Origin of the sequence: Anaerocolumna sedimenticola (genome assembly GCF_009931695.1) — a bacterium.
Lineage (GTDB): Bacteria > Bacillota > Clostridia > Lachnospirales > Lachnospiraceae > Anaerocolumna > Anaerocolumna sedimenticola.
In genome coordinates this window covers 4,858,206-4,883,767 of the sequence record NZ_CP048000.1, presented here as the reverse complement: position 1 = coordinate 4,883,767, position 25,562 = coordinate 4,858,206, and the positions used below count along the sequence as shown (strand labels likewise).

Sequence of the window (25,562 nt, the reverse complement as noted above, 5' to 3'; positions counted from 1 at the left end):
TTGGCAAATATGAGAGAAATTCGTACCAGAATGAAAAGCATACAAGACATCATGAAGATAACTAATGCCATGTACTTAATATCCTCATCTAAACTAAAAAAAGCAAGAAAAAACCTTCTTGCAACGGAACCTTATTTTGAAAAACTACAGGCTACCATACATGATATATTGGTACGTGCGCCTCATATACATCAGGTTTTTTTCGAGCGAAGAGAAGATATTGAGCCGGATGACAGAAAAAAAGGATACATTGTTATAACAGCCGATAAAGGTTTGGCCGGTGCATATAATCATAATGTAATCAAAAAAGCCGAAGAAGATATGGGTAAGAGTAATAATAATTATCTATACGTTGTAGGTCAGGTCGGAAGACAATATTTTAAGAGAAAAAATGTTCATGTTGACGGTGAATTCTTATATACTGCACAGAATCCGACCATGTACCGTGCACAATTAATGTCAGAGACCATAATTGACTTGTTTGAAAAAGGGGATTTGGATGATGTATATGTAATCTATACCAAAATGATTACCCCTATGAAAGCGGAAGTACAGTCTGTTCGAATTCTGCCTTTGGAAAGACGTAAGTTTGAAAGAAGAGCAGCCGGATATCAGCATGCAAGATTTGAACCTTCTGCAGAAGAGGTTATGAATCAGCTTGTACCTAATTATTTAAAAGGACTGTTATATGGTGTTTTAATTGAGTCATTTTCCAGTGAACAGAATGCCAGAATGATGGCGATGGAGGCAGCTACAAAAAGTGCCAAAGATATGTTAAGGGAATTGGATCTTTTATATAATAGAGCAAGACAGGCATCCATTACTCAGGAAATAACGGAAATTGTCAGTGGTGCCAAAAGTTTAAAAAAATAACGGAAAGGAGATTTCTATACACACCCTGTAAAGGGTTTTTACAGCCAGGTTTTAATCTTATAGGAAATTGCGTCCTATAAGATTAAAAGCCCTCCGGGCGGGATGCGCATGACGCGCCAAAGGAAGATTGTCACTGAAGTGACACGCGTCGGCGCTAGAGTCTGGCAAGCCAGACTCTTTCTTGCTGGTTTTGTGATAAACCCATGGGAGCTAGAAAACTTGATGATATGGAAAAAGGAAAAATAGTTCAGGTATTAGGTCCGGTTGTTGATGTAGAATTTGAAAATGGCGAGCTTCCTATGATTAAAGATGCCCTCGAAGTCACCAATGACGGAAAAAGACTTGTTATGGAAGTTGCCTCTCATATTGGTAATAATATCGTACGTTGTATCATGCTGGCCTCCAGTGAAGGTCTGGTAAAAGACATGGAAGTAACCGCAACCGGTTCCTGTATCACAGTGCCTGTCGGAAAACAGACACTGGGAAGAATGTTTAACGTATTAGGTGAAGTAATTGACGGGGGAGAAAAGGTAGTAGGAGAAGAGCAATGGAAGATTCACAGGACACCTCCTACATTTGAAGATCAAAGCCCGGTTGTAGAAATATTGGAAACCGGTATTAAGGTTATAGACTTATTAGCCCCGTATGCAAAAGGCGGTAAAATCGGTCTGTTCGGAGGTGCCGGTGTTGGTAAAACAGTATTAATCCAGGAATTAATTCGAAATGTTGCAACAGAGCACGGCGGATATTCTATTTTTACCGGTGTAGGGGAACGTTCCCGAGAAGGTAATGACCTTTGGATGGAAATGAAAGAGTCCGGTGTTATCAATAAAACTGCCTTGGTATTCGGTCAAATGAACGAGCCGCCGGGATCCCGTATGAGAGTAGCACAGACCGGTCTTACTATGGCTGAATATTTCAGAGATGAAGAAAAACAAGACGTTTTATTATTTATCGATAATATTTTCCGTTTTGTACAGGCAGGTTCCGAGGTTTCCGCACTTTTAGGACGTATGCCCTCAGCCGTTGGTTATCAGCCTACTCTTGCTAATGAAGTTGGTGAATTACAGGAGCGAATTACTTCTACCAAGAACGGTTCCATTACTTCTGTTCAGGCAGTATATGTACCTGCAGATGACTTAACTGACCCTGCTCCGGCAATTACCTTTGCCCACTTGGATGCGACTACAGTATTATCCAGAAAAATAGTAGAACAGGGTATTTATCCGGCCGTTGATCCGCTGGAATCCACCTCCAGAATCCTGGAACCGGATGTTGTTGGTGAAGAGCATTATGAAACTGCCAGAAAGACACAGGAACTTCTGCAGAAATATAAAGAATTACAGGATATTATCGCAATTCTTGGTATGGAAGAATTGGATGAAGAAGATAAATTAGCCGTGTACCGTGCCAGAAAGATTCAGAAATTCTTATCCCAGCCATTTAATGTTGCTGAGAATTTCACCGGTATCCAGGGAAAATATGTACCGTTAAGTGAAACCATCAAAGGTTTTAAAGCCATTATAAACGGTGAAATGGATGAATATCCGGAAGCAGCTTTTCTCATGGTAGGAACCATTGATGATGTAATTGAAAAAGCGAAACGTATCAAAGAAAATGAAACTAATTAATTTCCGATGTAAACCTAAAGTTTATTAGGTAATTGCGAAACAAGGTTACTAAATCTATATACCGTATAATTAATACAATTTCTGAGCGGAATCTGGTCCTCAAGGCCACTGAAGCTATGAAATTCGTATTAATTGGATGGCATATTCAAAAAATTAGATACTTTCGCAATTGCCTGTTAAAGTTTATAGATAGGAGGAGCAATGGCTAAGACATTTGAACTTGAAATCATTGCGAGTGACCATCCCTTTTTTAAAGGGCAATGTGAGATGCTGATCTTCCCCGGAATAGACGGTGAGCATGGAATTTTAGCAAAACACGAATCGATGGTTACCTGTTTAAACGCAGGAGAACTTAGGTTTTTAGTTGATGGCGAATGGCATTATGCGGCAGTCAGTGCAGGATTTGTAGAAATTACCTCCGATTATGTGGTACTGCTTGCTGATACGGTGGAAAAACCGGAAGAAATTGATATCAACCGTGCAAATGAAGCAAAAAGGCGTGCACAGGAAAGACTGCGTCAGAAACAAAGTATTATGGAATATTATCATACCCAGGCGGCGCTCAATCGTGCTATGAGCCGCCTTAAGGTTACGAAAAGGCATATGTAAAATATACAGCAGGGGCTGTTGCAAATGATTTGAATTATTTAACTTGCCGGTGGGCAAGTTAATGATTTAAGAATTTGCAGCAGCTCTTTTTTTTGCGCATATAAAGAAAAGTTGCAGCAGACATTAAAAAAAGCAAAATTGCTAATATCTTTATTTTTCTCCTTTCCGGCTCTGAACTCTTACCTTTTCCCAGCTTATTAAATTGAAATATTAATTTCTTAGTATAGAAATTTACATTTGTTAACCAAGTTTTTACATATTCATAACTGCTTTTATACATTTATTGGTTATGGTATTAAAAGAATACGGAATATCCATTTTAGGTATTCTTTTGGAAAGGGAGGAGTATCACATGAATAAAATTGAACTGGTCGATATTGATAAAGCATATGGCAAGGATAAACCGGTCATTGAAAACTTAAATCTGGATATTGGCGAGGGGAGTTTTACAGTACTTTTAGGACCATCCGGCTGCGGAAAATCAACTACCTTAAGAATGATAGCCGGTCTGGAAAAAGAAACGGGAGGTGATGTTTATATCAGCGGACGAAGTATGAAAACCGTAGAACCAGGTGACAGGGATATTGCCATGGTATTTCAGAATTATGCATTATATCCCACAATGTCGGTCCGGGGTAACATAGAATTCGGGCTTGTGAACAATAAACTTCCGAAAGAAGAACGAGATTTAAGAATACATGAAATCGGCGAAATCGTTGGTTTAACAGATTTTATGTCCCGTAAACCCCAGTCCCTATCCGGCGGGCAGAGGCAAAGAGTAGCTCTTGCAAGAGCAATGGTGAAAAAACCGTCCGTTTTCTTAATGGATGAGCCTTTATCCAATCTGGATGCTAAATTAAGGAGCCAGCTGCGCACAGAACTGATTGAATTACATCACAAACTGAAAACTACTTTTGTATACGTTACACATGACCAGGTGGAAGCCATGTCCATGGGGACTGATATTGTATTGATGAACCAGGGAAAAATCATGCAGCAGGGCAGTCCGGTAGAAATCTATAATAATCCCCATAACGTATTTACCGCACAGTTTATCGGAACACCGCCAATGAATATTATCAGGGTGAATGATTGGGATAATATAAAAATACCGTATGAGGATGCTTATTATGTGGGATTTCGTCCGGAACATGGAAAGCTTTCTGAGGGTCAGTCAGTGAATGTGGATGGGCTGAACCTGATCGGAGAGGTAGTTACCCATGAGATGTTAGGATCTGAAGTTTTATATAAGATTGATACCGGGTATGGCAGGGTTAATGTAAAAGTCTTCGACCTGGGAAGGGTTATGGAAGGAAAAGTCACTATAGGCGTTCCTAAAAATAGGATGTATTTTTTTGATGAGAAACAGAACCGTATTTATTTTTAAGGAGATCTGCCATGTATAATGAGAATTTAATGAATGAAAATGGTTTCGTACAAAAAGAAGAAAAATCAATTGATATCAGCTTGATTTTAGCGGATAAAGTAAAAATGATCCGCAAAAAATCATTACCCTATGTAATGATAGCACCATCCATGATAATATTTGCCGTATTTATGATTTATCCGATTATCTATATGGTTTACTTAAGCTTTTACAAGTGGAACTTATTAAGTGCAAAAGAATTTATCGGTATAAAAAATTATATAAGTATGTTTCAAAATCCGGAATTCTTTCAGGTTCTGTCAACAACAGTAAAATTTATGGCTGGAACCGTAAGCGGATCGATTATACTTGCATTGCTTTTGGCATTATATTTAAAAAGCAATACGAAAATCAACCGTATTTTACAGAGTATTATTTTTACTCCCTATATCGTCTCCCTGGTTTCCATTGCTTTTATTTTTATGTGGATGATGGACGGTGATTTGGGGCTTTTCAATTACATATTAGGACTATTACATCTGCCGGAGGTCCGCTGGCTGGAAGATCCCAAAGTAGCAATTTATTCTCTGGTCCTGGTAAATATATGGAAAGGCGCCGGATATTATACAATCATTTTTATATCCGCCCTCCAAAGCATCCCAACCTATCTTTACGAAGCTGCAAAACTGGACAAAACAAGTAAAATAAAAACATTTTTCCGCATTACCTTACCAATGATTTCACCCACTTTATTTTTTGTAACCTTAACCGGCATTATTTCAGGACTAAAAGTTTTTGAAACCATTAATATTATGACGGGGGGTGCCAATTCCACCAATACCCTTGTATATAACATATATGAATACGGTTTCTTTTTCTATAAAATCGGTTATGCTTCCGCCCTGGGGGTAGTTTTAATGGTGATTATCGGTGTTATGACGTTATTATACTTTAAAGTCTTAAGTAAAAAAGTTTATTACAGGTAGATAATCCGGAAAAGAGGTTAGTGTGAATATTCCGCAAAAGATATGCGGGCCCAAAGCTTCGGATACGAGGCTTGAAAAGAATAGCAAAAGCACTATTCTTCATGATATATGCCAAAAAGCATGGGTGTTAGCATAATTAAAAAAGCATAATTCACACGGCAAATATGTGCCGACGCCCAAATTCGGGGGTATCGGCAGCATGGAGGGTTTTTATGAATTCAAAAAAATTAGTTACCGGAACAATAAAAACATTATTGAATATACTGATTATTCTGATTTTTTTTGTTCCTTTTTATTGGATGGCTTTAACTGCAATAAAGTCACTTGGGGAAACTTTAATATTTCCGCCCACATTTTTTGTTAAATCTCCTCACTTTGAAAATTTTATAAATGCCTATCGGGCAATCCCTTTTTTGAAATTTACCATAAACAGTTTAATCGTAACCGGAGGGACCTTATTATTCCAATTCGTGACAGTGATACCGGCGGCATATGCTTTTGCAAGGTATCAATTCCGGTTTAAGAATTTTTTATTCGGAGTTACTTTAGCAACCATGATGATACCCGGGCAATTGGTGTTCCTGCCGATTTTTTTACTGTTCAGCAAGTGGGGGTTAATAAACAGTTTTTGGTCTTTGATTCTTCCCAGCGCGTCCAGTGCTTTTGGTATCTTTATGTTAAGACAGACCTTCAAGCAGGTACCGGAGGAATTAATGGAAGCAGCCAGGTTGGACAAAAGCAGTGAAGCAAAGATCATATTCAAAATAATGCTTCCAATTGCAAAACCTACCGTAGTGACCTTAGGGCTGCTTAACTTTATCGGCACCTGGAATGATTATTTCTGGCCGCTGGTTATGACAACAAATGATTCTGTCAGAACACTTCCGGTTGGGATCGTATCTTTAAGAATGGTAGAAAGCGGTATATCCTACCATACCGTTATGGCCGGAAATGTCATATTGATTATTCCGATTCTATTGGTATATCTTCTTGCACAGGGTCAGATTATCAAAGCTTTTACCTATATGGGTGAAAAATAAAGCAAATTTAACAAGGAAATGAAAAAGGCTTGAGTTAGTCCTGAAGTACTAACTACTAAAAGGAGGATATTAAGAATGAAATTGTCAATGCTAGTAAAAAAATTCACAGCTATTTGTCTGACCGGAGTATTATTGTTTGGATTAACCGGTTGCGGTACTAAAACGGAAGCGACCACCGGTGGTACTAATACAAATGAAAACTCAGCCCCAGCGGAACAAACCGCAGCCGAGGGCGTAAATAACAGTACCGCCGCAGATACGGCTCAGTCAGATGATGGAATGACCGAAATTACTTTCTGGTATTCCTGGACAGATCTGATTCAGGAGAATAATATTGCACTTACGGATGAATTTAATAATACGGTAGGCAAGGAAAAAGGAATTCATGTAACCGCCGAATATCAGGGAACTTATGACGACCTTCATCAAAAACTCCAGGCGGCTTATGTAGCCGGTACAACTCCGGAAGTAACCGTTATGGAAATTGCTTCGATCAAAACTTTTGCCATGAACGGCGTATTGGAACCGTTGGATTCCTATATACAGAAATCAGGGGTAGATATGAGTGATTTTCAGGAAGGGTTAATGAAGAATTCCTATTATGAAAATGCCTGTTATGGTCTTCCTTATTTAAGAAGTACCCCAATTATGTATAAGAACACTACCATGCTAAAAGCTGCGGGGCTTAATCCAAAGGGTCCCTCTACCTGGGATGAATTAGCGCAATATGCAAAAACCGTACATGAAAAAACCGGCAAATACGGTTTGTCCCAATACAGTTATATCTGGACCTTTGAAGCCTTTATGATGGAACATGGCAGCAGTGTATTAAATGAAGACGAAACCGCAGCTAATTTAAATACAGCAGAAGCGAAAGACATCGTCAACTTTTTTAACGATTTGAAAAAGGATGGAAGTGCACATCAGATTTCATCGGCAGAAAGTGATAAACTGCAGGCGGATATTATGAATCAGGATGCGGCCATTTGGTTTAGTTCTACCGGTGATTTGACCAACAACTTAAAGATTGCAAAAGATAACGGATTTGAACTGGATACCGCATTTATTCCGAAAGCCGTACAGTACGGAGTGCCAACCGGCGGCTGTAACTTAATTATGACGACCAATATTACCGATGAAGAAAAAGCTGCGTCATGGGAATTCATACATTGGATGACAGAAAAAGAACAGACAACTAAAGCAAGTACCAATACCGGTTATCTGCCTTCCAGAATCAGCGCAAAAAATTCCGATGAAATGCTAGCATTATATGAAAAAATACCTCAGTTTAAGGTAGCCTTGGACCAGTTATCTTACAGTACAGGCCGTCCGATGAATCCCGGTTATACGGAAGCAGCCAAAGCAATTCAGGATGCTCTGGATGCCATATGGGTAAATAATCAGGATGTGGATAAGACACTGGAGGATCTGGAAACAAAAGTAAATACGTTATTAAATGAATAATAAAGATAAGGATGCCATCAATATGGAACATAAACTAATCGTATTATCAGTAGATTCTCTTCAGACTACGGATTTAATTTATCTGAAAAATAAAATAAATTTTGCAAAAATTCTTAAGAAATGTGCCTTGGTAAAAAATATAAGGGAAATATATCCTACATTGACTTATCCGATACATACCACGGTTATAACAGGCGTACACCCTAAAACCCATGGAATCGCACATAATCAATTACCATCCATAAATCCGGAAAATCCGGACTGGAGCATTATGGGATCGGATTGGAACTGGTACAGTAATTCGGTTAAAGTACCGTCCTTAGTTGATGCTGCCAATGAAAAAAATCTGGTAACCGCATCGGTTATGTGGCCGGTTATGGGAGGGCATAAGCCGGACCACAACCTGGCTGAAATCTGGCCGAACCGGTATGAAGACATGAAAATAACTTTTGAACGTGCCTGCACGAAAGATATTGTGGAGCTGTATTATGATAAATATTTAGAAACCTTTGACTGGGAACATAGAACCGATATGGACGGTTATTCCATGGATATTGCGGCGGATATGATAAAACGCTTTAAACCGGATCTGATGTTAATTCATTCCATTTGTCTGGATCACTGCAGGCATGAATACGGGGATGAAGGCACCAGAATCAATGAATGCCTGGACCGTGTGGACCGGATTGTCGGTACATTATTAAATGCAGCGGAGGAAGCAGGTATCTATAAAGATACAAACTTTGTGATTTTAGGGGATCATGGGCAGATAAATATACGAAAAGTATTTCAGCTTAATATTCTGCTAATACAAAAAGGTTTTATCCGGACAGATGCCGCAGGTAAAGTGATGGATTACGATGCCTATAGTTTTTCAGCTGGGTTTTCTACTCATATTATATTAAAAGATCCGCAGGATGAAAAAATGAAAGAAAGAATATATTCTGCATTACTGGAAATACAAAGGGAGTATGGAGAATATATGGGACGTATTTTTAGTAAGGAAGAAGCAGAACGGGAAGAGGGATTAACCGGGGATTTCTCATTTGTTATCGAATCTGCAGATGGAGTGATTTTTGATAATCCCCTTAACGGCGATGTGATTTTAGAAATGAAACATACCCGGAATTCTGTTTATCATGCCATGCATGGACATCACCCATCCAAGGGGCCCAAACCTCCTTTTCTGGCTTTCGGACCGGATATCAGAGAGGGGGCAGTGATCGAAAGCGGTGACATGCTGGATGAATGTCCTACCCTGGCAAAACTGCTGCAGGTTGATATGAAAGGTATGGAAGGTAATCCTTTTGATATATTTTCATAAAGGAATTGTAAGCAGTTGAATGCAGTAATTAGATAACTTATGGTTTTGTGGCTGTTATAAAATAAAAAATTTTACCGGACTTTGGGCCTGTAATTATCGGCAAACAGAAACGATAATCTCTCCCGGGTAAGTTAGATTTTGAATTTCGTAACAGCCCTTTTGGTACTGTATAAGAAGCGGGAGACTTACATATAAGGTTAAATTGTTATACTAATTTATATAAAATTACCTCAATGTATTATGGAATAATACATTGAATAAAGACATCTTCAATAGTACAATCAATTTTATACAATAGGAACCGGGAATAAAAGATCAGGATAAAGGAGAAAAGGTATGGATATCGTTAAACTTTTAAATGAAATGACAATAGAGGAAAAAGTGGCACAACTATCCGGCGGTAGTTTTAAACAGATATTGGATTTAAAAACTTTGAGAATAAATAATCATGCAAAGGAACGTATGCCTTACAGTGTAGGACATCTGGACAGGGTTGGGGGTTCCACGGATTTAACGCCAAGAGAGATTGCCATGGCAGCCAATGAATTGCAGCGGTATTTTGTTGAAGAAACAAGACTTGGGATACCTGTATTATTATCTACGGAGGGTACCTCGGGCGTTTTATCCAGGAATTACACCTTATTTCCCGGCAATTTAAATACAGGTGCTATGTTCGATGAACATCTGACCTATGAAATGGGTAAAGCAATCGGTAAGGAATTAAGGGCAGCAGGTGAAAACTGGGTTTTAGCACCTGTAGTGGATACAATCCGGGAATTTCGCTACGGAAGGTATGAAGAAAGTTACGGAGAAGATATTTACCTGGTTGCCAGAAACGGTGTGGAATATGTAAAAGGCTTGCAGGGGGATTTGAAAACCGGTGCGGCTGCAACGCTGAAACATTATGTGGCTCAGGGTATCAGTGACGGCGGAAGAAATACGGCACCGGTACACTTAGGACAGAGAGAATTGTTAAACGAATATCTGGTTCCTTTTGAAGCATGTGTAAAGGAAGCCAATCCGGCCACAATTATGGCGGCATATCATGAAATTGACGGTATACCGACCCATGCGTCAAAGTATCTTTTATTAGATATATTAAGAGAAAAGCTGGGATTTGAAGGACTTACCGTATCGGACGGAAACGGAATTCAATTGGTTAACCATTTTCAGGAATATTGCGGGACATTAAATGAGGCCGCTTCCCTTTGTATTAATGCTGGGATCGATCTGGAGTTAGATGATGTCTACCGGAGATTTTTGATTTCTGAAGCAGAAAAGGGCACTGTTTCCATGGAACGGATTGATGAAGCCGTTCTTCGGGTCCTTACGTTAAAGGAACAGTTAGGTCTATTTGAGAATCCTTATGTGGACATAGATAAAGTGGATGAGATCGTTATGTGCGGGAAACATCTTAACTTAGCTTATGAGATGGCGGTTAATTCAATCATCTTATTAAAGAATCAGGATAGGGTTCTTCCTGTTGCAAAAGGGAAAAAGATAGGATTGGTTGGACCGTTATCCAACCGGAAAGATTTTGCTTACGGGGATTATTCTTATCCGACACATATCAAAGAAGTGTATTATGCCTGTGCCGGATTAAGTGAGGATGAGATACTGGCAAGATCCGCATTTTCGGCTTCCAGGATTAAAGAGTTTGATGAATTATATCATGATACTGCAACGATTTATGAAGAATTAAAAATACGATATACGGTGGTTCAACGAGATTTATTAAGAGATACCTATAATTATTATAAAGATCCAAAATTTGAAGATTATGAATTGGATGACGAATTATTAGGCTGCGATGTCCTTGTGGCGGTACTTGGCGAAACCAGCGGTATGGGTTATGAAAATGATACGGGAGAATCAACGGACCGGACTGAGATTACTTTGTCCAAAGAGCAAAGAAATCTTCTTGCGAAATTAAAGAAAACGGGGAAACCGCTTATTTTAATCCTGGCGAATGCCAAACCGGTGGAATTGTCAATAGAATCTGATCTTTGTGACGGAATAATGGAGGCTTTTAAGACCGGTTATTACGGAGCAAGGGCAATCTGCGATGTCCTGGATGGTTCTGTTAGTCCGGGAGGTAAACTTCCTGTTACAATTCCAAAACACATCGGACAGTGCCCGATTTATTACTCTCAAAGAATAACCGGTAAAAAGCAGTTCTGGAGAAATAAGTACTTAGAGATGGATTTAAATCCGTTATATGAATTTGGATTTGGTTTAAGTTATACGGATTTTATTATCGATGTTTCAGACTTTACATGTAAAGGTGATTCTGTCTGCGGCGAGGTGCGTCTAAAAAATATTGGTGACAGAGCCGGCAGTGAAGTAATACAGTTATATGTAAAGAAACGGTTTGGTACAATCAGCCAGCCGGAAAGAGAACTTAAGTTCTATAAGAAAGTATATTTGAAACCGGGGGAAGAATGCCTGGTACCTTTTTGCTTGCGGCTTGATTCTCTGGCATACTATAATATTGATATGGATTACTGCCTGGAAGACAGTGAGGTAACGGTAATGATAGGTACCAGTTCCAAGGAAATTCTGAAAGAAGAAACATACAAATTGGAATTTCCGGGAGGAAAGAAATTGATTAAGGAAAAAGTATTCAATAATAATATGAATTAACTATTATCATTAACGTTCATGGGGCTGTCGCACTAAATGCGGCGCCCTTTTTCATTAGAGATGTTTATCACATTTTAGGGTATCAAAATAGCGTGTGATTATTATCCAACAAAAGACACGTTCTCACTCGTTTGCCGCACATAACGGTACATAAGATCGTGGCAGATAAGTGATTCTGCCACAACCTAAGTACCGATGGCGGCAAACGGTCTCTTAATGGATTAATAATCACACGCTAGTCTTTTACAAATCTATGTGATAAACATTCAAGATTTCTGAGGCGCCGTCCTGCTTTTTAAACAAAAAATAAATCCCAAACATCGAAAAGAAAGGGATTTATGGTAAAATATTTGTATGCGATTACAAAATAATTACCTAAAAATTATAATTCATTTCAGGGCGGATATCAATTAAAGGCAAGAAGATCTTATTTCCAGTTAAAAGTGCATAAATTTTAAGTTGTCTAAATAAAATTTTGAAGTTCTATTTTTAGATTTATTAAGGTACTTTATTTTTAACAAACTCAACTCAAGATGAAATAGATGAAAAAGTATTTTTAGACAAAAGGAAGCTGCCGCCTCACGATTTTTCAATCGTTAAAGCGACAGCCCCATTTATTATAATTCAGGCTTGGAAATATAAAAAGTTCATGTACAATTTCACATCTACTTAGCCCAATACCGGAAAACTGCTTGGGTCGCTTGCGTTGGAGTGATATATATTCTGGCAGCGTTCAAAGAACTCCAAATTTTTCTCCGTAAATTGGCTTCCTTTCATACAAACAAAATTAAATTCCCTTTCTGCTTCAAAGTCTGATAACCGGATCCGGTTAAGCAATCCCCGGGCTATTTCATTTTCTACGGCATTTTCATAAAGAAAAGTAATACCTAATCCTTTTCCCACGAGGTTTTTGATTACATTTAAATTACCGATTTCAACAATTTGGGAAAAGCTTTGAATATTCTGGTTATGTTCCAATAGCACCTGCTCTAATACACCACGGGTTCCGCTTCCCACCTCCCGGACGATAAGCCTTTGTGAAAATATTTCATCAAAGGATACACAACGGCGGGCAAATTCATGGTTTAAAGAACATACCGGAATAAACCTGGCAGGTGAAAAAAGTCTGGTAGTGTATTCTTTTTTATCAAGCTGCCCTTCTACAAATGCAAATTCAATAAGCCCCTGCTGTAATTTCTGCAGTAACGTCTCTGTATTGTCAACCAGCATGGAAATGGTGTTGTTATAAGACTGCTCGATGAGCTTTGACAGGATTTCCGGCATTACATATTCCCCGATAGTCAGGGTAGCCCCAAAGGAAATATGTCCCCCTCCGGTCTCCGTCTTTAGTGTATCGGTTACCTTATTCCAATCTGCTTTGGAGATAAGTGCATATTTTAAAAGCTGTTCCCCCTGTTTGGTCAAAATAAGGTTTTTGCCTTTATAATAAAAAAGTTTGCAGCCGTAATACTGTTCCAGATAACGGATATGCTGGCTGACAGCAGGCTGGGTAATACAAAGCTTCCCGGCAGTTTTTGTATAACTCTTTTCCTCACAGAGTGTGAGAAAGGTTTCTATTCTAAAATCGAGCATCCAATATCCTTTCTATTGTTAAACAATAATAGGATTTGGAGATCAAAAGGTCAATTTAATGTTTCAAATAAATAAATACGTAATATAGACCTCTTTTGACCCTCAAATCATAATAGATAAATCGAAAACTTATAATTACAATCGGAAATCAACTATAAAATTAATTTATAGATAAATAATTATTTATAATTTCATTTTATTATTCGTTTGTGATAAAATCAAGTGATTTGTAAATTCAGGTTAATAAAAAAATATGGAAATATATGGGTTGGAATTTGCAAAGAGTGAAAGCTTGGAAGACTAGAATTGAAAAACGAACGGAGCGTTGGAAATGCTGGATTATAATCAGAAATTAAAAGAAGAGATCATTAATTTTCGAAAGGTAGGGCACCAATTTATTAATAAAGAAATTAACGCGGCTGAGTTTAAAGCTGTATCCGGTGGAATGGGAGTGTATGCGCAGCGCGGAGGGGAAAAATTTATGATTCGTTTAAGAATACCCTCCGGTGTCTTAAACATACCTCATTTAAAATTAATTACGGAATTTGCAGGACAATACAATCTGGATACCATCCATCTGACTACCAGGCAGGCTATTCAGCTTCATGATTTAGAAATTGATGAGATATGTGATATCATGGACAAAGCGATTGATTTTGGTTTATATTCCAGAGGAGGCGGAGGAAATTTCCCAAGAAATGTTGCCCTTTCTCCCTTATCCGGTGTTGACAGAAAAGAAGCATTTGATGTGACACCTTATGCTTTGCTTGCAAGCAATTATTTGATGGAGAGAATTACGGAATACCGTCTGCCAAGAAAATTAAAGATATCTTTTTCCAATAATGAAGCGGATACCGGCAGCAGTACCATTAATGACCTGGGATTTATAGCGGTTGTAAGTAACGGAAAACCTTTCTTTCAGGTATATCTGGCAGGGGGATTAGGGAATAACCCCGCTATCGGAATACCGTTGGAAGAATTAATTCCTGCAGAGGATGTTTTATATCACGTAGAAGCGGTTACCAGATTATTTGCGGCTGAAGGTGATTATGAGAACAAAGGGAAAGCCAGACTCAGGTTTATTCCAAGAAGAATGGGAACAGAAGCTTTTATAGCCTGTTATAAAGAGCATTTGGAAAAAGTAAAAGCAGAACTGACCTTGGATGAAAGTAAGCCGGAATTAGCAAAAGAGCTTACCAAAAAGCATGAGTCAGCCGCCGAAGAAAATGATGAAGTATTTATCGATGAAATGTATCGGGATCAAAAGGAATATAAAACCTGCCTGATACCTCAGAAACAAAAAGGTCTCTATACCGTAGTCCTGCATCCGCTGTGTGGTTTGATGCCGACTGACACTTTAACACAGTTGATACCGTTCCTTAATGGATGTGATAGGGCAGACATCAGGCTCAGTATGACGGAAAGCATGTATATCCGGAATCTGAATCCGGATGAAGCAAGGGAATTGCTTGCCATAGCAAAAGATGTGATACAGGATTCCAATATTCGGATGAGTGTCAGCTGTGTTGGTGTTCCAACCTGTCAGATTGGTGTGGAACAAAGCCAGGCTTTATGTAAATCCATTCTGGAAACTTTGGAAAAAAACCGGACACCGGACAGATATTTACCGGCAGTGCATATTTCCGGCTGTAATAATTCCTGTGCCAGACATCAGGTAAATTCCATCGGTTTTTCAGGTTGTAAAAAAAGAATCAAAGATAACGTGGAGGATGTTTTCGAACTCCATATAGGCGGGCAATACAGCAAGGATAATACAGAATTCGGGAAAGCATTTGGGTTTATGAAAATAAGTGAAATACCTGTTTTTATGAATGAACTTGCAATTGAATTAAACGAAAATAAAATGTATTTCAGGGAGTATCTTTCAAAATATGCGGATAGATTTGCAAAAATTACTGAAAAATATTTAGTATAAGAATATAGTTTTGATTTTGCAATAGCCTCTATGCAATTAAAACTTAGTATCTGGGTTTTTCTTTAATTCGGCTCCGACAATGATTAACATGGTGGTAAAACAGGCCGTTCCGCCGATAAAATTTGAAATTGGTTCAGCCAGGAATATACCTTTTGTACCTAATTGAAACAACCTGGGTAATAATAAAGTCAGTGGAATAACAATCACTACTTTTCTAAGAAGTGAGAAAAAAACAGCCTGTTTTGCTTTTCCAAGAGCCACAAAAACGGCTTGGCCGGCAAACTGTAAAGACATCATAAAAAATCCAAAAAAGTAAATTTTTAAAGAGGGTAAGGCGGCTTCCAGAAGCTTGGTGTCAGAACTGAATATCTGTATAAAGAAGTGAGGAAATATTAGTAATATACCCATGCAATAACAGTATAGGTGATACAAACTGCTGACATAAATTTAATTGCTGCTTTCACTCTTCCATAAGCGCCAGCTCCATAATTATATCCGATAACCGGCTGGGCACCGTTTGTAAGTCCGGACACGGGCATGGATATAACTTCCCGGATGGAGTTAATAACAGTCATTACCCCAACATATAAATCACCGCCATAAAATCTTAATCCGGCATTACACATAACCTGTACGGCACCGTTGGTAATGGCCATCATAAAACCGGATAATCCTAACATAGTAATATTTTTTACTCTGCTTTTCTTCAGTCTGAAGCCGGATATTCTTAATTTTAATATTGCTTTTTTACCGGTTAGAAACTTTAGTATCCATACCGCCGACAGAAATTGTGAAAGAATGGTAGCTAAGGCAGCACCTTTTACTCCCATATGAAAACCAAATATAAATATGGGATCCAGAATAATATTGGAGACAGCCCCCAGTAAGACAGTCATCATTCCGGTTTTGCCAAACCCCTGGGAGTTAATGAAACTATTCATACCAAGACCAATCATTACAAAAATATTTCCAAACATATATATAGTTAAATAGGAATCTGCATATGGAAATGTAACATCACTGGCACCAAACAGGTAAAGCAGGGGTCTTTTAAAGATAAGGGCTGTTATAGTTAATATAACTCCGGATATTATTAATAAAGTAAAAGAATTTCCCATAATCCGTTCTGCCTCTTCCGTGTCGCCGTGTCCTCTGGCTATGGAACATAACGGAGCACCACCCATACCAAAAAGGTTGGCAAACGCGATAATAATAGTAATTATGGGTAAAGTCAGACCAATAGCGGTTAAAGCGAGGGTAGAACTCTCGGGAATCCTACCGATATAAATTCGGTCAACAATATTATATAAGACATTAATCAGCTGTGCCAAAGTCATTGGAAATGCCAGATTTAAGATGTTTTTTACGATACTTCCCTTTGTAAAGTCATTCTTCAAAGTCATTCTTCTTTCTATATGTTTCTTAAATTCTATTTTACCTTATGTAAAATCCAAGAAATGTTTCATTCTTTTCGATTGTACCATATTTTTTTAGGGAAAAAAAGGTTTTTATAAAACTTGGATTCAAATCCGGACGACATATATCTCAAATTGATATTAAATAGATGGGTATGTAATATGAAATTTCAGGAATAATAATCAAAGAAAACGTTTGAACTATATTTCTTTTTATTATTTATATGGAGGAAAATACATGAAAAATAAAGAAAAAGGGTTAACAGCGTGGCAATTGACAATGATGGCAGTAGGGTCCGTAGTAGGAGCGTCTTTTTTTCTTGGGTCGGCTGTAGCGATTAACTCTGCCGGACCCTCTATTGTAATCACATATATTTTATCAGGGTTATTGGTATATTTTATCCTTTATGCCCTCTCAGAAATGACCGTATCTAACCCGGATTCCGGTTCCTTTCGTACCTTTGCAGCAGAAGCTTTTGGAGAGGGAACCGGGTTTGTAACAGGGTGGGTTTATTGGACAGGTATGGTATTGGCTATGTCCAGTGAAGCTACCGCCGTCTCTATTCTTTTTAGGGAATGGATCCCTAATATATCCATATCCTGGCTGGGCAGTTTCATTATCATTGGTGTAACTTTACTTAACCTTTTGGGTGCAAGCAGATTAAGTAAATTAGAAAGCGGATTTTCGGTAATTAAAATTTTTGCTGTTTTTGCATTTATAATAATAGCAATCCTGTTAATCATAGGATTATTTCCCGGTGTTCCGACTATTGGGGCCGGAGAACTGAGAAATGAGATGTTTTTGGCAGGTGGTGTAAAAGGAATAGCCGGAAGTATGCTCATTGTTTTATTTGCTTATGCGGGTTTTGAGGTAATCGGGCTCGCCGCTTCAGAAACGGAGAATCCCCAGGAAACGATTCCGAAAGCTATTAATTATACCGTATTATGCTTATTAGGATTATATATTTTGTCAGTTGTCGTATTACTCCCGCTGATTCCCACTGCTTCGGTTAATGAAGAAACCAGCCCGATTGTTGCTGCCTTGGACCGATGGGGAATTACCTGGGCAGGGACAGTTATAAATGTTGTTTTAATTACAGCTATCTTATCCACTATGTTAGCATCCGTGTTTGCAATTGGCAGAATGATACGTTCCTTAGCAGATGAAGGGCTTGCTCCCAATTGGGTAAAGGACAAAACTGATGTACCATATAGAGGGATATTGTTTTCGGGAATTGCAATGTTATTAGGTCTCGGACTTGGCCTGCTGCTTCCAAAAGTTTATCTGTTTTTAATCAGTGCCGGCGGCTTCGCTACACTTTTTACTTATATCATTATTATGGCTACTCATATCCGTTTTCGTAAGAAATATGGGTGCCCGGAGGGAAAATGTAAACTGGGAGGTTATCCGTATTCTTCCCTTTTTGTTTTAATTTGCCTTATCGGTTCCATTGTGAGTATGCCTTTTATAGAGGGACAGGGTACCGGCTTAATAGCGGGTATCATAATGCTTATATTCTATACGGTATGTTATATAGGCATGAGAATCTACCAGTTTATGCATAATAAAGAAAAAGGTAACGATAGTTTGAATAATAAAAACTATCAGGATAAGTTATTAACAGAATTTTCTGATGAATTGTCGGGGATTATTGAGAAGCAGCAAAATGCTGAGATAGGTGAGGAATATACGGAGAACAAGAAAATAGATGAAAACTGTACCCAATGTAAGAATCAGAAATAAAAGGAAAATTAAAGCAATTGCCGAAGTCTCCGATATATAGATAAAGGAGGTGCTTAAATTGCTTATAAATAATTTAAATCTGTTATTTAAACAGTATACGAAACAAACTCTTTATAAGGATAAAAAACAAACAGGAAATAAAAATGATAGTATTAAAGACAAAATCGCTGATGCATTTGATTATTCCGAAGCAGAAGAGCGGAAGCTAAATGCAAGTATTGCCGCAAAGATAAATTCAGGAGAAAAGTTAACTCCCAAAGAGCTGTTATATCTTCAAAAAAAGAATCCCATTTTGTATACCAAAATGATGATGATGGAAAGAAAACGGGAGATGCTAAAGCAGAGACTGAAAACCTGCAGATCAAAAAAGAGGTAAATGATGTAATCACCGGGGAAGTTTGTCTGATCGGCAAAAAAGATCCGGATAAAGAACTAAAGTTAAAAACAATTCAGAATACGGAAAAAGAATTTAAGAAAACAGAGTATTATAAAAACCTCCCTGATGCTCCCAAAGAGCAGGATAAAAAATAAACCCCCATTAATTTCTATATTCTAAACCTTGACTATCTTTAGCAGGTGAAGCATAATAGTGATACGAAGTGGAGGTTTTTATGTTAAAATGGCGACAGCATCTTAAAACAATTAATCATCATAAATGGCTTGTTATGCGGTATTGCTTTCGGGCAGGTCTATATAAGCAAGGACTTCTCCATGATTTATCCAAATATTCCTGGGTTGAATTTTCGGTGGGGGCAAAATATTTCCAGGGAAACCGCAGTCCTAATAATGCAGAACGGGAAATCAAGGGATATAGCCTGGCCTGGCTTCATCATAAAGGTAGAAATAAACATCATCTGGAATACTGGATTGATTATAGCTTAAGTGAGGGTACTCCAATGGCCGGTATGAAAATGCCGGTGAACTATGTAGTTGAGATGTTTTGCGACCGAATAGCCGCAAGCAGGAATTATAATAAAGAGAAATATACGGATGGCGATCCATTAGCTTATTTCAGAGCATCCAAAGAGCATTATTTAATACATGAAGATACTAAAAAGATATTGGAGAAATTACTTACAATGCTAAAGGAAGAAGGGGAAGAAGCGACTTTTCGTTACATCAGAAAGGTTTTATTAGTCAAGGGGTATTAGATAAAAATTTTAATTTTTGTATATAACGACCTAATCCTAATAGATTGGGTTGTTTTTTTTGTTGAACTTTTATATAATGTATATATTATCCAAAACAGATTATAATTTGTTTGTATGTCATCTTATAACATCCAAACCAGTTATAAATCATAAGAAAATATCAAAAAATATGCCTAAGGCACATGGACGGGGGTTTATATGGCAGGATATGAATTTTTAGATGATAAAGGAACGTTTCGTTTATCGAATCCGGATTTAACCAGTTATCTTTATTTTCCCATTGCGAATGAAAGCGGAGTTATGAGCAGTGTGACACCTACCCTTGGCGGGGATTGTAAAATGGGGCAGAATACATTTTTACTGGCTCCGGTAAGCAGTGAAGATTTACATAACAATAAGTCATCCAGGAATTTCTGGTGTAATGTGAAAGGGAAAGGTATTTGGTCGGCGACAGGCAGATCGGCGAAACAGGAGGCAGTGCTTTTTTCAAAAGAAAAAGAGGATACGGTTTTAGAAGCCGGAATGATGTGGCATAAGATAAAAAGAGTATCAAAGGAGTATGGGATTACTTCAGAAATTACTTCCTTTGTCCCTTATACAAAGGATACCGTTGAACTTATGATCGTAACGCTAAAGAATTCCGGAGCGGAACCTGTTACGTTTACACCTACGGCAGCTATACCCATTTATGGGAGGTCCGCAGATAATATCAGGGATCACAGGCATGTTACCTCATTACTGCATCGGGTGGAAGTTACAAAAGAGGGAGTAATATTAAATCCAACTCTGACATTTGATGAAAGAGGGCATCAGAAAAATTCTGTGGTTTATGGTGTGTTCGGAGCTGCCATGGAAGGAGAAAAGCCCATTGGTTTCTATCCTGTGGCAGAAGATTTTATCGGTGAGGGCGGTAATTTTGAAAATCCTAAAGCAGTTCAGGATGATGATATTCCCTATATGACCGAGGGATTTAAGATAGACGGATACGAGGCTTTTGGAGGTATCCGTTTTACTGAAAATACATTAGCCGTAAATGAAGAAGCAGCTTATGTTATTATTTTAGGGTTTGGCACGTCAAAGGAAAATCTTGAGGAAACAGTAAAACCTTTCCTATCTATAAATTTCTGCAAAAAAGCTTTGGAAGAAACCATGGCATATTGGAGGAAAAAGCTTAATATTACATATAAAACAGGTAAAAAAGATTTTGACAGCTGGATGCAGTGGGTGAATTTTCAGCCGATCCTGCGCAGAATCTATGGATGTTCTTTCCTTCCTCATCATGATTATGGGAAAGGGGGAAGAGGCTGGAGAGATTTATGGCAGGATTGCCTGGCTTTGCTTTTAATGAATCCAAGCGGAGTACAGGAGATGTTATTCGATAATTTTGCCGGGGTTCGCGTGGATGGAAGCAATGCCACTATTATTGGGACAAAACAGGGGGAATTTATTGCCGACAGGAATAATATAACCCGGGTATGGATGGATCATGGAATGTGGCCGTTCTTAACTACATATCTTTATATTATGCAAAGCGGTGATATTAACCTGTTGTTAAAGGAGAATACTTATTTTAAAGATCCGCAGGCTGTAAGGGGAGAGGAAAAGGATGACTTATGGAAACCTGCAGACGGGAATCTCCTAAGAACTTCTCTGGGAGAAGAATATAGGGGAAGTTTATTGGAACATATGCTGATACAACACCTGACAGCATTTTATGATGTTGGTGAGCATAACCATATCCGTCTTCGCGGTGCTGATTGGAACGATGCCCTTGATATGGCAAAAGACAGGGGAGAAAGCGTAGCATTTACATTTATGTATGGTGCTAATTTAGAACAAATGGCAGAGCTGTTACTAACGTTGGACGTTTTGGGGACCCATAAATTGTTGCTGCTAAAAGAAATCGCCTTACTACTTTCGGATAATCCTGAATTATATGATAGTCCGGTTAAGAAACAGGAACTGCTGTTTGATTATTGCAGAAAATGTAAGCATACGGTGAGCGGAGATAAACTCCAAGTATCCTGTAAGGAATTAGCAGATAACTTAAAAAATAAAGCTGCCTGGATTAAAAATCATATCCGGAAAACAGAATGGATCACTGATAAAGATGGTTATTCCTGGTTTAACAGTTATTATGATAACAACGGCAGAGCAGTCGAGGGAGATAATGCCAAAGGTGTGAGAATGATGCTTACGGGGCAGGTATTTGCGATTATGTCACACACGGCTGATGAGGAGCAGGTAAAAGATATAATGAGCGCAGCTGATGCCTATCTCTATGATGAGTCAATCGGCGGTTATAAGTTAAACACTGATTTTCATGAATTAAAAACGGACCTGGGAAGAATGTTTGGTTTCGCATATGGCAGTAAGGAAAACGGAGCCGTATTTTCCCATATGGCTGTGATGTATGCCAATGCATTATACCAAAGAAATTTTGTACCTGAGGGGTATAAAGTAATAAACAGCCTATACCGTCATTTATGTGACTTTAGTAAGAGCAGGATATATCCGGGAATACCGGAATATGTCGGCGATAATGGAAGAGGACTTTACCATTACCTGACAGGCTCTGCAAGCTGGCTGTTATTAACGGTTTTAAACGAGATGTTTGGTATAAAAGGAGAATTGGGAGGTCTGAAATTAGAACCCAAGCTATTGTTAGAACAGTTTGATAAAGATAAGCAGGCTTCTGTGGAATTTATTTTCGCAGACAGAAAACTGAAAGTTGCTTATCATAACAAAAATTCAAAAGAATATGGGGCATATCAGATAGGGAGTATAGCTATTGACGGTAATCAATCTGATTGTGATAAAAACCATTGGGTAATTAATAGAAACATATTGGATAATCTGGATAGTAATAATCTGCATCTCATAACCGTGGAACTACTATAAGATATTAGCAATTGCGAAATACGGTTATTGATTTTATAACCATGCAAGTAATACCATTTCAGAGCTGATAAAAGCCAATCCTAAATTATAGAATATTGTGAAAGGAAAAAAGGTCAAATACGATGAATAAAGAATATATAGATGTTACCTCATACAAGGGAGAGGGATATAAGCCATTAGTTGATTATAGGACCTGGAGAGTAGCAATATTAAGGTATTGTGAAGAACTGGAAGTACGGAATTTAAAAACCATGCAGAAGCATATGGAATCGGATGAAGTGTTTATACTTCTTGACGGAAACTGTACACTTTTTACTGGAGGAAAAGAGGATACGATTCAGGACATAGATGGAATTGCCATGAAACCTTTGGAATTGTATAATGTTAAGAGGGGGTATGGCATACCCATACCCTGGACAAAAATGGTACTGTACTAATTGTTGAAAATCAGGACACATCGGACAAAAATTCACCGGTGTTACATTTAGAAGATTCACAAATGGAAGAACTTCAGAACATTTTTAGAAAGATTGGATTTAAAGAACTGTAATTTAATGGCTCCGGCTGTAATGCCTGCGTGGCAGGTATACGAATAGAGCCGCAGTGCAGCGAACTCAAGAATATCCGCTTTTACTATGCTTCCTTTCGGGCTGCAGATCTAAAGGGAAACCGGTCTGTCTGAAAGGAAGCATTTTATGCTTTTCTATCATTATCGGGTAGTATCCCGGATTATAATGTGTTAAAATAGAATTGATTAAATTAGTTTCTAATTCGCACTATATGAAAAATTGACAGCAGATATAATGTGAGGTTACTATGCATGATTTAAGTTTATATGAAAAGAAAATAATAAATGATGAAGAATTTCCGGTTCAAATGTTTGAAAATCAAATTCGCATTCCGGGTACTTATTGCCATGCACACTGGCATGAACATTTGGAATTACACTATGTTTTAAAGGGAAACGGAATTTTTTATTGCAATCAAAAACCATTACCTGTAAGAGAGGGAAGTCTTATTATTATCAATAGTAATGAAATACATGAGGGTATCAGTTATACCACGGATTTTCATGCTTTGGTTATTATCTTTGAAATGGGCGTATTTTCGAAAGAGATCGCAAACTATAACGTTATATTTAAATCATTGATTGAAGCTGATTTAAAAATTAATGAGCTGATAATGTCCATTTACGAGGAAGAAAATGAAAAAGGACCCGGGTATAAATTAGCAATGAAAGGTAAACTGTACGAGCTCATTGCTTATTTATTGAGGAATTATGTTGCGCAACAACTTTCAGAAAAGGAGAGCATCAACCGAATACGCAACTTAAGCAGGTTAAATACAGTACTTAAATATATTCAGGAAAATTATACGGAAGTCATAACAAATAGGGAACTGGCTGATAAAATTCATATCAGTGAGTACCGTTTTTGCCATTTATTTAAGGAAATTATGGGACAAAGCCCGTTAAATTATATTAATGAAGTACGCTTAAAAAAGGCTTATTATTTACTGGATCAAAAAGAAATGACTGTTTCTCAGGTAGCAGCAGCCGTAGGTTTCCAGGATTATAATAACTTTGGCCGGCTGTTTCGAAAACATTATGGATTTCCTCCGACAAAAGTATGGGGATGAATAGCAAGATTGTATGTGCATTCAGCAATACATCTATAGATTTTTGTGTGAAAAATTATATGATATTGGGTATAAAATCCGTATAAAATAAATGCTGCCTTTGGCAGCGGAATGAGAGGTAATTATGAAATTAGGAACTTTTTCGGTAGTATTGGGGAACCTTCCGCTGAAAGAAGCTTGTGAATTTTTAAGCCAGAACGGGGTTCAGATGATTGAAATCGGATGTGGCGGCTATCCTGGTAAAGCACATTGTAATCCGGATGTTTTATTAAATGATGAGGCAGAACTGGAGAAATTTAAGACAACCCTAAAAGATAATCATATTGAAATCAGTGCTCTGAGCAGTCACGGCAATATGATACATCCTGTGAAAGAAATTGCAGAGAAATTTGATGAAGACTTAACAAAAGCAATTTTATTAGCAGAAAAACTTGGTGTTCCTGTAGTAAATACTTTTTCGGGATGTCCTGGCGGAAGTCCGGAAGACAAGCAGCCTAACTGGGTTACCTGTCCATGGCCGGAAGATTTCATGGCAGTATTAGATTATCAATGGAATGAAGTACTTATTCCATATTGGAAGAAAAAAGTTGCTTTCGCAAAAGAACACGGTATTCATAAAATAGCTCTGGAACTTCATCCGGGATTCTGTGTTTATAATACAAATACACTTCTTCGGTTACGTGAAGCCGTTGGGCCGGAAATCGGTGCTAATTTTGACCCGAGTCATTTAATTTGGCAGGGAATGGATCCATGTGCTTGTATCAGAGAACTTGGTAAAGCAGGAGCTATTTACCATTTCCACGCTAAAGATACTAAGATTGATCCTGCAAACTGCGCTCTTAACGGTGTACTTGATACAACCCATTATGGAGAGGAACTGAAACGTTCCTGGATTTTCCGCTCTGTAGGTTACGGTCATGGAGAAGAATATTGGAAAGCTATCGTTTCCGAACTTAGACTGGCAGGATATGATTATGCCATCAGTATAGAACATGAAGATAGTTTAATGTCCGGCAAAGAAGGACTTTTAAAAGCAATCGGGTGTCTTAAAAATGTATTGATTTACGAAGATCGCGGCAGTATGTTTTGGGCTTAATTTAGGCAATTGCGAAACTCCATTATTGCATCTATATACCTGCAATAAATATAATTTCAGGGCCAGATCTGTCCCATAGGGCAACTGAAGCCGGAAACAAGTATTAATTGTATGGTATATTTGGAAAACTATATAGTTTCGCAATTACCTAT

18 protein-coding genes and 1 pseudogene are annotated in these 25,562 nt (G+C 38.0%); 17 read left to right on the top strand and 2 right to left on the bottom strand.

Translation table 11 applies throughout. From position 1 onward, the window contains the following. The 9 genes from atpG to Ana3638_RS21700 all read left to right on the top strand — a co-directional run bounded on the left by atpG (position 1) and on the right by Ana3638_RS21700 (position 11,936). On the top strand, positions 1-873 hold the full coding sequence (gene atpG, locus Ana3638_RS21740; protein ID WP_161839899.1) for an ATP synthase F1 subunit gamma: 873 nt from the start codon (positions 1-3) through the stop codon (positions 871-873). Positions 874-1,100: 227 nt separating this feature from the next. After that, positions 1,101-2,504 carry a F0F1 ATP synthase subunit beta gene (atpD, locus tag Ana3638_RS21735; RefSeq protein ID WP_161840659.1) on the top strand — a complete coding sequence of 468 codons (1,404 nt, stop codon included), beginning with the start codon at positions 1,101-1,103 and terminating at the stop codon, positions 2,502-2,504. 201 nt (positions 2,505-2,705) lie between these two features. Next, positions 2,706-3,113 (top strand): F0F1 ATP synthase subunit epsilon, encoded by a 408-nt coding sequence (locus Ana3638_RS21730; RefSeq protein ID WP_161839898.1) that lies wholly within the window; start codon positions 2,706-2,708, stop codon positions 3,111-3,113. 352 nt (positions 3,114-3,465) lie between these two features. Beyond that, positions 3,466-4,500, top strand: coding sequence for an ABC transporter ATP-binding protein (locus tag Ana3638_RS21725; RefSeq protein ID WP_161839897.1), 1,035 nt, complete (start codon positions 3,466-3,468; stop codon positions 4,498-4,500). A gap of 11 nt (positions 4,501-4,511) precedes the next feature. Then, positions 4,512-5,465, top strand: coding sequence for a carbohydrate ABC transporter permease (locus Ana3638_RS21720; protein WP_246240493.1), 954 nt, complete (start codon positions 4,512-4,514; stop codon positions 5,463-5,465). A gap of 212 nt (positions 5,466-5,677) precedes the next feature. Then, a complete protein-coding gene (locus Ana3638_RS21715) occupies positions 5,678-6,505 on the top strand; it encodes a carbohydrate ABC transporter permease (RefSeq protein ID WP_246240491.1) in 828 nt (275 codons plus the stop codon). 75 nt (positions 6,506-6,580) lie between these two features. Then, entirely contained in the window at positions 6,581-7,969 is a 1,389-nt protein-coding gene (locus tag Ana3638_RS21710; RefSeq protein ID WP_161839895.1) for an ABC transporter substrate-binding protein, read from the top strand. Between the two features lie 22 nt (positions 7,970-7,991). After that, positions 7,992-9,293, top strand: a complete 1,302-nt coding sequence (locus Ana3638_RS21705) for an alkaline phosphatase family protein (protein WP_161839894.1) — start codon at positions 7,992-7,994, stop codon at positions 9,291-9,293. 336 nt (positions 9,294-9,629) lie between these two features. Further along, complete coding sequence (locus tag Ana3638_RS21700) at positions 9,630-11,936, top strand: glycoside hydrolase family 3 N-terminal domain-containing protein (RefSeq protein ID WP_161839893.1); 2,307 nt, start codon at positions 9,630-9,632, stop codon at positions 11,934-11,936. Positions 11,937-12,605: 669 nt separating this feature from the next. On the opposite strand, the gene Ana3638_RS21695 is transcribed toward Ana3638_RS21700, so the two are convergent. Next, a complete protein-coding gene (locus tag Ana3638_RS21695) occupies positions 12,606-13,529 on the bottom strand; it encodes a LysR family transcriptional regulator (RefSeq protein WP_161839892.1) in 924 nt (307 codons plus the stop codon). A 331-nt stretch (positions 13,530-13,860) separates the two neighbouring features. Between Ana3638_RS21695 and Ana3638_RS21690 the strand changes: the two genes are divergently transcribed. After that, positions 13,861-15,465, top strand: a complete 1,605-nt coding sequence (locus tag Ana3638_RS21690) for a nitrite/sulfite reductase (protein WP_161839891.1) — start codon at positions 13,861-13,863, stop codon at positions 15,463-15,465. Between the two features lie 36 nt (positions 15,466-15,501). Here Ana3638_RS21690 and Ana3638_RS21685 read toward each other — a convergent pair. Further along, a pseudogene (locus tag Ana3638_RS21685) lies at positions 15,502-16,868 on the bottom strand (MATE family efflux transporter). 250 nt (positions 16,869-17,118) lie between these two features. Here Ana3638_RS21685 and Ana3638_RS21680 point away from each other — a divergent pair. The 7 genes from Ana3638_RS21680 (at position 17,119) to Ana3638_RS21650 (ending at position 25,410) form a co-directional block, all read left to right on the top strand. Beyond that, positions 17,119-18,624, top strand: coding sequence for an amino acid permease (locus tag Ana3638_RS21680; RefSeq protein ID WP_161839890.1), 1,506 nt, complete (start codon positions 17,119-17,121; stop codon positions 18,622-18,624). A 58-nt stretch (positions 18,625-18,682) separates the two neighbouring features. After that, positions 18,683-19,000, top strand: coding sequence for a hypothetical protein (locus Ana3638_RS21675; RefSeq protein ID WP_161839889.1), 318 nt, complete (start codon positions 18,683-18,685; stop codon positions 18,998-19,000). A 235-nt stretch (positions 19,001-19,235) separates the two neighbouring features. Beyond that, a complete protein-coding gene (locus Ana3638_RS21670; RefSeq protein ID WP_161839888.1) occupies positions 19,236-19,775 on the top strand; it encodes a DUF5662 family protein in 540 nt (179 codons plus the stop codon). Between the two features lie 198 nt (positions 19,776-19,973). Next, positions 19,974-22,676, top strand: coding sequence for a GH36-type glycosyl hydrolase domain-containing protein (locus Ana3638_RS21665; protein ID WP_161839887.1), 2,703 nt, complete (start codon positions 19,974-19,976; stop codon positions 22,674-22,676). 122 nt (positions 22,677-22,798) lie between these two features. Further along, entirely contained in the window at positions 22,799-23,113 is a 315-nt protein-coding gene (locus Ana3638_RS21660) for a hypothetical protein (RefSeq protein ID WP_246240488.1), read from the top strand. A 379-nt stretch (positions 23,114-23,492) separates the two neighbouring features. Beyond that, a complete protein-coding gene (locus Ana3638_RS21655; RefSeq protein ID WP_161839886.1) occupies positions 23,493-24,314 on the top strand; it encodes an AraC family transcriptional regulator in 822 nt (273 codons plus the stop codon). A gap of 124 nt (positions 24,315-24,438) precedes the next feature. Further along, the gene (locus Ana3638_RS21650) at positions 24,439-25,410 is read left to right on the top strand and encodes a sugar phosphate isomerase/epimerase family protein (protein ID WP_161839885.1); all 972 of its coding nucleotides are present in this window, start codon (positions 24,439-24,441) and stop codon (positions 25,408-25,410) included. Positions 25,411-25,562 lie beyond the last annotated feature (152 nt).